This is a genomic window from Noviherbaspirillum sp. (assembly GCF_035944575.1).
Classification (GTDB): domain Bacteria; phylum Pseudomonadota; class Gammaproteobacteria; order Burkholderiales; family Burkholderiaceae_D; genus Noviherbaspirillum.
In genome coordinates this window covers 1-11805 of the sequence record NZ_DASZBA010000099.1, presented here as the reverse complement: position 1 = coordinate 11805, position 11805 = coordinate 1, and the positions used below count along the sequence as shown (strand labels likewise).

The following is an 11805-nucleotide window of genomic DNA, read 5'->3' as shown; positions in this document are numbered from 1 at the left end:
ATCCCGTGGCTATGGGCGGCATCCACCAGCGCCTTGAGCTGGTCGGGCGTGCCGTAGGCAGTGTCCGGCGCATACGGCAGAACGCCGTCGTATCCCCAGTTTCGCGCCCCGGGAAAATCGGCTATCGGCATGAGCTCAATGGCGGTGATGCCCAGCTCGGCCAAGGCCGGAAGCTGCTGCATCACGCCTTCAAATCCGCCGAGGGCGCCGACATGCAACTCGTAGATGACGGTCTCTTCCCACAGGCGGCCGGTCCAGTCGCTGTTATTCCACTGATAGGACTGCGGATCGCAGACGATACTGGCATCGTGGATGTCGCCGTCCTGCCAGCGGGACGCAGGATCGGGCACCGCAAGATCCTCACTGACACGATAGCGGTAACGCGAGCCGGCACCGCAGTCGGCATGGGCTTCGAACCAGCCGTTGGCGAGGCGCTCCATCGGGATGGGTTGCATGCCGTCGATCTCGACGCTGACTGCTTCCTTGCTTGGCGCCCAGAGGCGGAAGCGTGTGCGGTTGGGCGCAACCAGCTGTGCGCCGAAGGAGTAGGTAGGGTTCATTGTGTTGACTTTCATTTGTAGGGCGCTTAATGCGTTTCTGAACGCCGGCGCATAACGAAATTCTCTTTAAGCCTTGTAAAGTTCCTTCCCCCTGACAGGAGGAAGGCGTCGTTTCTTTCATCTTTGAAATCCGTACATCTTTTTAGAAGACTGCATCCCCTGCCACCAGCACCATCGCGCTATGCGCGCGGACACCGACGCTGTTCCCCGCGACCGCGCGTTCCTCCTCCGCGGCGTCCAGCAGCACGCGCCAATGCATTGTGGGCGGCGGCAGCACGAACACCCGGTCTTCCGAATACGCATTCAGCAACAGCAGCGACACCGACAGCAATCCGCTCTGCTGGTCTTCGGCAACGCGCCGCAGCGCCAGCAGGCGTCCTTCCGCGAAATGCCATCGGTCCGGGGTCATTTCCGCGCCGGTCTCATCGAACCAGCTGATATCCGCGATCCCGTGCAGGGTGCGCGAATTCGCTGCCAGAAAACGGGTGCTTTGCAGGGTCGGCAGGGACATCCTGGCCGCGATGCAGCGGCGGGTGAAGTCCATTAGCGCCCTGCCCGCATCGGTGTCGGCAATGCTCCAGTCGAACCAGGAAATCTCCGAATCCTGGCAATAAGGATTGTTATTGCCTTTTTGCGTGCGCCCGAACTCATCGCCGCCCAGCAGCATCGGCGTTCCGTTCGAGAACATCAGTGTCATCAGCATCGCGCGTTTCACCCGTTCCCGGATGGCGAGAATCGACGGGTCATCGGTCGGTCCTTCCCGGCCCCAATTGCTGCTCCGGTTCTCGTTGCTGCCGTCGCGGTTGTCTTCGCCGTTGGCAAGATTGTGTTTGCGCTCATAGCTCACCAGGTCTTCCAGCGTGAATCCGTCATGCGCGGTGATGAAATTGACCGATGCCCAGGCGCGCCGCCGGTGACGGTTGAACAGGTCGGCGGAACCCAAAAGGCGGCTGGCGATCGCGCCGCGCAGGCCGGCATCGCCGCGCCAGAAGCCGCGCACATCGTCGCGGAAACGGTCATTCCACTCGGCCATACCTGCCGGATGATTGCCCACCTGGTAGCCGCCGGGGCCGATATCCCACGGCTCGGCGATCAGCTTTACGCGCGCCAGTACAGGATCCTGCAGCAGCGCATCGAAGAAGCCGGCGCCCGGATCGTAGCCTTGCCGCTCGCGCCCAAGCGTCGAGGAAAGATCAAAACGAAAACCGTCGACGTGGAATTCCTGAACCCAATACCGCAGGGAGTCCATCACCATCTGGATCACGCGCGGATGAGTCATGTTCAGGGTGTTGCCGCAACCGGTGTCATTGATATGGCGGCGCGGATCGCCTTCCTGCAAGCGGTAATAGCTGGCATTGTCGAGGCCGCGAAACGACAGGGTCGGCCCGAGTTCCCCTTCTTCGCAGGTATGGTTGTAGACCACGTCGAGAATGACCTCGATGCCCGCCGCATGCAGGCGTCGGACCGCGTCGCGCATCTCGTCCGGCGAACCGCTGGACAGATAACGGGGTTCGGGCGCGAAAAACGACAAGGTGTTGTATCCCCAGTAATTCGTAAGACCCGCATTGAGCAGGCGTCGGTCCTGCAGGAATGCATGGACCGGCAGCAGTTCGACAGCCGTCACGCCGAGGCGAAGCAGATGGTCGATCACGAACGGATCGGCCAGTCCGGCAAAGGTTCCGCGCTCCCGATGTGCAATACGCTGGGCAAGCTTCGTCATGCCGCGCACATGGGTCTCGTAGATCACTGTCTTGTGCCAGGGAACTGCCGGTGACACATCGCCATGCCAGTTGTAACCCGGGTCGCCGACCACCGCTTTCGGCATCGATGGCGCGCTGTCGCGGTGGTCGAACGACAGATCGGCACGGGGTGACTGGTAGCGGTAGCCGTACAGGCTGTCGGTCCAGCGCACGTGGCCGTGAAGCTGCCGCGCATAGGGATCGAGCAGCAGTTTGTTGGGGTTGAACCGGTGCCCCTGCTCCGGTTTGTAAGGACCATAGGCGCGGTAGCCGTACAGCGCCCCCGGGAAAACGCCGGGAAGATAGCCGTGCCATATCTCGTCGGTACATTCCGGCAACGGGCAACGAGCGATTTCGTGTCGTCCGGCGGCATCGAAGAAGCACAGCTCGATGGCGGTCGCATGAGCGGAAAAAACGGCGAAGTTGGTGCCTTCGCCGTCATGGGTGGCGCCGAGTGGATAGGGTGACCCCGCCTGTACTCGTGGTAAGGGTAGCCGTATCGCCGCCATGCTCAGTGCGCCGCCGGTGCGGGTTTCAGCACCAGCGCCGACAGGGGCGGCAGCCGCAGCACCAGTGACTGCGGCATGCCATGCGCCGGCGATGCTTCCGCGCGAAGCCCTTCAGCGTTGCCGATGGCCGCGCCCGTACCGCCGTACACGGCGGCGTCGGTGTTCAGGATCTCGCGCCAGGCCGAACCCACCGGCACGCCGATCCGGTAATTTTCCCGCGCCACCGGCGTCATGTTCAGGATCACCAGCAACGGCGGATCGCTGGCGTCGCCGCGTCGCAGGTAGGCGTACACGCTGTTCGCGCTGTCATCGCCGATCACCCAGCTGAATCCCTCGTTTGACGCATCCTTCCTGTGCAGGGAGGGTTCGCCCGCATAGATCCGGTTGAGGTCGCGCACCAGACGCTGAACGCCGCGGTGCGCGGGAATGTCGAGCAGGCTCCAGTCCGGCGAGCCATCATGATTCCATTCAGTGGGCTGGGCGATTTCGCAGCCCATGAAAAGCAGCTTCTTGCCGGGATGGGTCCACATGAAGCCGAGGTAGGTGCGCAGGTTGGCGAGGCGTTGAAACATATCCCCGCCAGGCATCTTGTTCAGCAGCGATCCCTTGCCATGCACCACTTCGTCGTGCGAGATCGGCAGCATGAACCGCTCGGAATAGGCGTACACCAGGCCGAAGGTCATCTCATGGTGATGATGGGTACGATAGAGCGGGTCCTGCTGCATGTAGTGCAACGTATCGTGCATCCAGCCCATGTTCCATTTGTAATGGAAGCCCAGGCCGCCTTCCTCGACCGGCGCAGACACGCCCGGCCAGGCGGTGGACTCTTCGGCGATCATGATCGCGCCGGGGCAGCGTTCTGCAATCACCTGATTCAGCTGCTTCAGGAAAGCAACCGCCTCCAGGTTTTCGCGCCCGCCGTGAATATTCGGCACCCATTCGCCTTCCTTGCGGCTGTAGTCGCGGTACAGCATCGACGCCACCGCATCCACCCGCAAGCCGTCGACATGGTAATGCTCCAGCCATTCGAGCGCGCTCGCGATCAGGAAGCCGCAGACCTCGTTACGGCCGAGGTTGTAGATCAGCGTGTTCCAGTCCTGGTGAAAGCCCTCGCGCGGATCCTGGTGTTCGTAAAGCGCCGTGCCGTCAAACTGCGCCAGGCCGTGGGCGTCCGACGGAAAATGTGCCGGCACCCAATCGAGGATCACACCGAGTCCCGCTGCGTGGCAGCGGTCGACGAAGGATGCGAACGCCGACGGCGTACCGAAGCGGGCGCTCGGCGCGAACAGACCGAGCGGCTGGTAACCCCAGGAGCCGCCGAACGGGTGTTCCATGATGGGAAGAAATTCGACATGGGTAAAGCCCATGCCGACCGCATAGGGGATCAGCCGGTCGCCCAGTTCGTGCCAGTTCAGGCTGCGCCCGTCCTCTTCCAGCACGCGCAGCCATGAACCGGCGTGCACCTCGTAGACCGACAGCGGCGCGTCGGGCCGATGCCGTGATGCGCGGCTTTTCATCCAGCCATCGTCGGTCCACTGGAAAGGCGCGTCAGACGCCACCACCGATACCGTCGACGGCGGCGCTTCAGTGGCGCGGGCCACCGGATCGGCCTTCAGCGGCAGGACATTTCCGCCCGGCGCCACGATCTCGTACTGGTAGCGCGCACCGCTGCGCAGTCTCGGAATGAACAGCTCCCAGATCCCGCCCTCGATGCGTCGCCGCATCGGATGGCGCCTGCCGTCCCACAGATTGAAGTCGCCGACCACCGATACGCGCTGGGCATTCGGCGCCCATACCGCGAATCGCGTGCCGGACACGCCGTCGACCGTCATCGGCGTGGCGCCGAGGCAGCGGCCCATCTCGCGATGGTTGCCTTCGGCCAGCAGGTGCATGTCCAGGTCGCCAAGCAGCAGCCCGAAGCGATAAGGGTCCTCGGTGTACTGGATGTACTCGCCGCCTGACGGCGTCGGCCAGGTGATGCGCAGCAGATAATCGCGACCCGCGGCCATGGTCGGCGCACCGCTGACGAACAGCCCGCTCTGGTTGACGTTGTAAAGCGACTCGATCAGCTCTCCGGCCTGGTCGTTGCGCGGATGTCGCGCAACCACGTCCACCGCCCGGGCGCCCGGCTGAAAGGTACGCACGACGACGAGGTCGCCCTGGCCGCCGGCATGATGCGGTCCGAACAACGCGAAGGGATCGGCCAGGCGGCCATGCAGGACTGCGTCCAATGTCTTCTGGTCGACGCCGGTCAACGCTTCGGTGCGATCAGTCATCCGTCTTGTCTCCTTCTGTCGTGCCGAGCAGTTCATCGGCGATTTTTGCCAGGCCGTTCATCGGCACCGGTATCCAGGTCGGCCGGTTGGCCGCCTCGTAGCAAACTTCATAGGCCGCTTTTTCCAGCGTGAACAACTGCAGCAGGCTGCGTTCAGCCTCCGGCGAGAAGTTGAGGCCGCCGTAGGCCGCTTCCCGATAAGCATCCAGGAATGCCTTCTGGCACGACGGGGCGAAGCTGCGGATGATCTGCTGCTTGCGCACTTCCGCGTTCTCGTCGAGGTCGGATGGTCCTGCATCACTCGAGAACGCCGCCGCATAGTCAAACGAGCGCATCATGCCGGCAACGTCGCGGATCGGACTGTTCTTGCCGCGGCGCTGATCGAGCGGCTTGGCCGGTTCGCCTTCGAAATCGACGATATAGACGTCGCCCTGTGCCACCAGTACCTGGCCGAGGTGGAAATCACCATGAATACGCGTGCACAGCGTGCCTTCGCCGTCACCGGCCAGATACGGCAGCCGCTCCAGCAAGGCATCGCGCTGGCCGATGAGGCGCGCTACCCGTCGCGCTTCGGCCTCGCTGCTCCATTCCTTCTGCGCCCGCAATGCATCGAAAGCGGCTTCCAGTTGCCGCCGCGCGCCCTCGGCCCATTCCTGGGTAATGGCGGCGCCCGCAGGTTTCGGCGCGAAATCCGGATCGTCGGTCGGCGTGGCAAGCGCTGCGTGCAGTTCGCCCAGGCGCTTGCCGAGCATGGTCGACATCTCGATCAGGTCGTCCAGCGGATTCGAGATTTCCGTCGCGGCTTCCGTCACCGCGGCTTCCTCCGGCACCGCAGCCTGCTGCATCCAGCGCGCCACCGTATGCAGGCACCATCCCCAGGCGTCGCCCTGATTATGGATGAATTCCTGCAGCATGATCATCGAATGCCGGGTGCCGTCGGCACCGATGCGCACCACTTCGCCGAACATGCGCGGCGCATTCTTATATCCAAGCGCAGTCAGATAGCGACCCATTTCCGCTTCCGGATGCATGCCTGGCAGCAGCCTGCGGATGACCTTCAGAACGACCTTTTCTTCCAGGATCAGCGAGCTGTTCGACTGCTCCGCCGACAGACGGCGCACCACGGCTTCCTCCGGCATCTCGACGGTATCGAGCGCCTCGGTGGGAATAAAGTGCACTTCGCCGTCCTCGGCCGGTAGCGTGCTGCGCTTGCGCAGCATCTCGACGACCACGTAGGCGAAGGAATCGAGCACGAAGCCGTCGGTCAGCAGTCCGACGTGACGTCCGCGCCGCACCCGGGCCAGAGCGAGTTGATGCGGCAAGGCAGTGACGATGTCCTCTTCGCGGATAATCCCCAGCGGCAGCAGGTACCGGTCGGTGCCGCTCGGCGTGACGGTCTCGATCTCCGCCAGCATCGCCGGCAGGACTTTCGGACGCGCGTGCGACGCCGGCAGCATGGTCGCCGAAGCGATGCGGGCCGACTTCAGCTTTTCCTGCTTGGCCGCATACCAGCGCCGCTTCATCAGGTAGGCGGGCAGCGCTTCCTGTTCGAGGATGCGGCGAGGCGCATCCTGGAGCACTTCCGTGATCGAATGCCGCAACACCAGCGTCGCCAGCTCGGGCAGCGGCTCCGGTGCCGGCGTATGCCAGGCCGGCATGCGGGCTTCCGAGGTGAGCAGGAACCAGTAAAAACCGTACGGAAGGAGCGTCAGCAGATAAGGCAGCTTGCCAATGGGCGGAAAGGCCGAGCCGCCCAGCATTTCCACCGGCACCCGCCCCGAGAAGGCGGACAGATCCAGTTCCACCGCCTGCGCGGAGCGCGACACGTTGGCCACGCAGAGGATGGTTTCAGTGGATTCCCCGTCGGCGGTCTTGTACTCGCGCAGATAAGCCAGGATGCGCCGGTTGGTCGGATACAGCACTGTCAGTGTCCCGCGCCCGAAGGCGCAATGCTGCTTGCGCACCGATAGCATGCGGCGCATCCAGTTCAGCTGCGAATACGGATCGGCCATCTGCGCTTCGACGTTCACCGCCTGGAAACCATACAGCGGGTCCATGATCGGCGGCAGCACCAGTTTTGCCGGGTCGGCACGCGAAAATCCGCCGTTGCGGTCCGAAGTCCATTGCATCGGCGTGCGCACGCCGTCGCGGTCGCCGAGATGGATGTTGTCGCCCATGCCGATCTCGTCGCCGTAGTAAATCACCGGCGTGCCGGGCATGGACAGCAGGAAGCTGTTCAGCAGTTCGGCACGGCGGCGGTCACGCTCCAGCAGCGGCGACAGGCGCCGGCGGATGCCGAGGTTGATGCGGGCGCGCTTCTCGGACGCATAGTGGTTCCAGAGATAATCCCGCTCCTTGTCGGTCACCATCTCCAGCGTCAGTTCATCGTGGTTACGCAGGAAGATCGCCCACTGACAGTCGTCCGGGATCTCCGGCGTCTGACGCAGGATGTCGGCGATCGGGAAGCGGTCTTCCTGTGCCAGCGCCATGTACATGCGTGGCATCAGCGGGAAGTGGAACGCCATATGGCATTCATCGCTGTCGCCGAAATACGGCCGTACGTCTTCCGGCCACATGTTCGCTTCCGCCAGCAGCATCCGTCCCGGATATGCCTTGTCCACCGCCTCCCGGATCCGTTTGAGGATGGCATGCGTCTCGGCCAGGTTCTCATTGGTGGTGCCTTCCCGCTCCACCAGGTAGGGCACCGCATCGAGCCGCAGGCCGTCCACGCCGAGGTCGAGCCAGAAGGCCATCACCGCAAGCACCGACTTCAGCACCTTCGGATTATCGAAATTCAGATCCGGCTGGTGCGAGTAGAAGCGGTGCCAGAAGAAGGCGTTCGCCTCCGGGTCCCAGGTCCAGTTCGATTTTTCCGTGTCGCAGAAGATGATGCGGGTGTCGGCATAGGCTTCGTCATTGTCGGACCAGACATAGAAATCGCGGGCGGCGGAACCAGCCCGTGCCTTCCGTGCGCGCTGGAACCAGGGATGCTGGTCCGATGTGTGGTTGATGACGAGTTCGGTGATGACGCGCAGGCCGCGCCGATGGGCTTCCGCGATGAAGCGACGGACATCGGCCATGGTGCCGTAATCCGGATGGACGCCACGGTATTCGGAAATGTCGTACCCGTCATCGCGGCGCGGCGACGGATAAAAAGGCAGCAGCCAGATGGTGTTCACGCCGAGGTTGGAGATGTAATCCAGTTTCTCGATCAATCCCGCGAAGTCGCCGACACCGTCGTTGTTGGAATCGAAGAAGGACTTCACGTGCACCTGGTAGATCACGGCATCCTTGTACCACAGCGGATCGTCGGAAAAGCTGCGGCCCTCCCCCTGTTCCGGCGATGTTGCGGAGTGCCGCGCAGTCTTGCGGCGGTCCGGGATGATTTCATTGGTCATGTTGATATTCCCTTGCTGCGGACGCGCCAGATCGCATATGGATTCACGAACGGATCGAGCCGCAGGCGCTGAAACTTGCCGTGCCATGCCAGGCGGCCGCCATTGACGAGATCATCGACTTCCAGTCCGCCGTCGTCCGGCTGGCCGAACTCCCACAGCGGCAGTTCGAGATCGGCTTCATGCGCCGCGAACGGGTCGAGGTTGATCGCGCCGAGGATGACGTTGTCGCCCATCGTCGCCGTGTCTCCCGCGTCATCCGGCGGCGCGGTGGATTTGATGAAGAAAAGAATGTTGTCGTTCGATGCATTCAGGAAGCGGATGTTCAGATGCGTATGCAAAGCCGGATTCTCCGACCGAATGCGGTTGAGCTGCGTGATCTCCCGGATGATGTTGCCGGGCCGCTGCCAGTCCCAGGCGCGGATCTCGTATTTTTCCGAATCGAGGTATTCCTCCTTGCCGGGCACCGGGGCGGCCTCGCACAGCTCGAAGCCGCTGTACATGCCCCACAAGCCGGAAAGCATGGTCGCCAGAGCGGCACGGATCAGGAAGCCGGGACGGCCCGATCGCTGCAGGAAATACGGATTGATGTCCGGCGTGTTGACGAAGAAATGCGGCCGGAAATATTCCCGCACCGAGGTCGTCGACAGTTCGGTCATGTATTCGATGAACTCCTGCTTTGTATGGCGCCAGGTGAAATACGTATAGGACTGGGAATAACCAACCTTCGCCAGGCGGTACATCATCTTCGGCCGCGTGAAAGCTTCCGACAGGAAAATCGTGTCCGGATACTGGCCACGGATATCGGCGATCATCCATTCCCAGAAAGGCAGCGGCTTGGTATGCGGATTATCCACCCTGAACACCCGCACGCCTTCCTTTACCCAGAAGAGCACCGCGTCGCGCAATGCCATCCACAAGCCGGGCACTGAACCCTTCGCGTAGAAATCGACGTTGACGATGTCCTGGTATTTCTTCGGCGGGTTTTCCGCATAGCGGATGGTGCCGTCCGGCCGCCAGGTGAACCAGTCGGGATGTTCCTTCAGCCATGGATGGTCGGGCGAGCACTGGATCGCGAAGTCGAGCGCAAGCTCCAGCCCATGCCTTGCCGCCGCATCGCGCAGGCGGCGGAAATCCTCCAGCGTGCCCAGCTCGGGATGGATGGCGTCGTGCCCGCCCTCCTCCGACCCGATGGCATACGGGCTGCCGGGATCGTCGGGTCCGGCGGTAAGGCTGTTGTTCCGGCCTTTCCGGTGCTTTTTCCCGATCGGATGGATGGGCGTGAAATACAGCGTGTCGAAGCCCATCGCCTGGATGGCGGGCAGGCGCTTCTCAACATCGGCGAAGGTGCCGTGGCGCGCCGGGTCGCCGCTCTGCGAGCGCGGAAACAATTCATACCAGCTCGAAAACCGCGCCGCGATGCGCTCCACATCGATGCGCAGCGGCGGATCGGTCCGTACCGCGAACGGACGCGCATCGGCGAGCCGCATCGCCTCGGCGGTCGGCTCCGACAGCAGGGCCGCGATGCGTTCGGCCTGGCCGGCGTCCGCATCCTTGCCGCTGCCGGCTTCCAGCGTCTGCACCAGAGCCGCAAGCGCGGGCGCCACACCGAGGCGCTTTTCCTGCGCATGGCGGGCAGCCGCCTGCACCAGCAGCCTCCCTTCCTCCAGTTCCAGCGCGACATTCAGGCCGGCGGTGGTTTTCTTTTCGAGCTCGTCCCGGTAGGTCGAGAATGCATCGCGCCATGCCTCGATCGCGAACTCGTGGCGTCCCATGCGGGTCATTGGTACCGTTGCCTTCCAGCGATCGTTGCTGACCAGATGCATGCGCGTCTCGTGCCATTCGCTTTCATCCGCCGCACGCCACAGTACGACGACCGCCAGCTTGTCGTGGCCGTCCACGAAGACATCGGCTTCGATGCAGACCGATTCGCCGACGACGCGCTTGACGGGAAACAGGCCGCCATCGACCGACGGGCTGACCGCCTCGATGGCGATGCGCGGCGATTTCGCCGCCACGGCCGCATCCGGTGCGCGCTCCCGCGGCAGCAGCACGGGCTCGCGGGTGCGGGCCGAAAATAACTCGAGTGCACCGCTGTCGAGATGGACAGATCCGGACGGGCTTCCGCCTGCGCTGCCGTCATCATTCAGCGGCCATGCGGCGCCGGCGCGGATGAACCCGCCTGCGCGTTCCAGCAGGCGCCGCTCGTCGACCTCGCAAGGCCGGGACACATCCGGATTGACCACGATGAACACCGCCTCCCGTTGCCCGTCCGCGCCTGCAGCCACCGCTTCGCGCAACAGGATGGCGGCGGCGCCGGCTTCCGCCTCCGGGAGGCTGAGCATCCGTATCGGCTGTCCGTAGAACACCGCGCCGCGCTTGGCGATGTAGCGATTGACTTCGCTGATATCGCCTGTCAGGTCGAAGGGCCGGTGTTCCTGCAGGTCGCTCCAGGGCTGCCGCTCGCCCCCCGATGCGGTGCCCATGCGCATCACGCCGGATGCGCCGAACTCGAAACCCATCGGAACCAGGATACCGCTACCTGCGGCGGCGGCAAGCCGCAGCGCGCGCTTGTAGATTTGCCGGCGCACCGGGATATCCTCATTGCCGCCGACACGGTCGATGACCGGTTCGTCGGGGCTGTCAGGAAAGGCGATCGGTGGTGCCGCACGCAGCAGACGCGCCTGTTCTTCCGCCAGCCAGCGTGACCGGTAATCCCACCATGCGCCCGAAGAAAACGTGGCGTCGAAGCCGCAGCCGGCCAGTTCGTCGATCTGCGCCGGCGTGCAGCCAGGCGTCCATGCCAGGAAACGCACCGTGCTTCCGGATGCATTCACCGTGGCGATGAGCTTTCTCCAGAAGGCAGCTGGCGCTTCTCCGACCCCGATGCATCGAAAGCCGGCCGCACCGGCGGACGTCAATGCCTGCAGTCGTTGCGCCCAGTACGCGGCGATTTCCGCTACGACGCCGTCGTTTTCGTAACGCGGCACGAATGCCGCAGGACGGCGGGTCACGTGGCGCGGGTCCGGAAGATCATCATCCGGATACGCGGCACGAAACCAGTCCGGGTGGCTCGCGACGAGTCCGGCATCCGATCCGAGGCCCCGCGGATCGAAGTCCACCAGCAGGTGCAGCTTCGACGTGCTCTGCCCACAGGCGCGGACGAGGCTGTGGATCGAATCGTCCGACATCTGAGGCGGAATCAGGATGTGATCGAAGCCCATGCCGGCGCATCGCGCGAGATGCCTGTCCAGATCGGCTCCGGAACCGGCGAGTCGCGGCTCCATGTAATAAATCCGGGGGAGGTAAGGAAGCGAAGAGTTCGTG

General features: G+C 63.6%; 5 protein-coding genes. All 5 read right to left on the bottom strand.

Annotated features, from left to right (window positions below; genetic code table 11):
* A partial coding sequence (locus tag VGU61_RS06275; protein ID WP_326858249.1) for an alpha-amylase family glycosyl hydrolase occupies positions 1 to 560 on the bottom strand: 560 nt, incomplete at its 3' end.
* A gap of 142 nt (positions 561 to 702) precedes the next feature.
* The gene (gene glgX, locus VGU61_RS06270; RefSeq protein WP_326858248.1) at positions 703 to 2808 is read right to left on the bottom strand and encodes a glycogen debranching protein GlgX; all 2106 of its coding nucleotides are present in this window, start codon (positions 2806 to 2808) and stop codon (positions 703 to 705) included.
* 2 nt (positions 2809 to 2810) lie between these two features.
* Positions 2811 to 5084 (bottom strand): 1,4-alpha-glucan branching protein GlgB, encoded by a 2274-nt coding sequence (glgB, locus tag VGU61_RS06265; RefSeq protein ID WP_326858247.1) that lies wholly within the window; start codon positions 5082 to 5084, stop codon positions 2811 to 2813.
* Positions 5077 to 8481, bottom strand: a complete 3405-nt coding sequence (gene treS, locus VGU61_RS06260; RefSeq protein ID WP_326858246.1) for a maltose alpha-D-glucosyltransferase — start codon at positions 8479 to 8481, stop codon at positions 5077 to 5079. Before treS ends, glgB begins: the two co-directional genes overlap by 8 nt.
* Positions 8478 to 11765: an alpha-1,4-glucan--maltose-1-phosphate maltosyltransferase gene (locus VGU61_RS06255; protein ID WP_326858245.1), complete on the bottom strand. Its 3288-nt coding sequence runs from the start codon at positions 11763 to 11765 to the stop codon at positions 8478 to 8480. Before VGU61_RS06255 ends, treS begins: the two co-directional genes overlap by 4 nt.
* Positions 11766 to 11805: the final 40 nt, after the last annotated feature.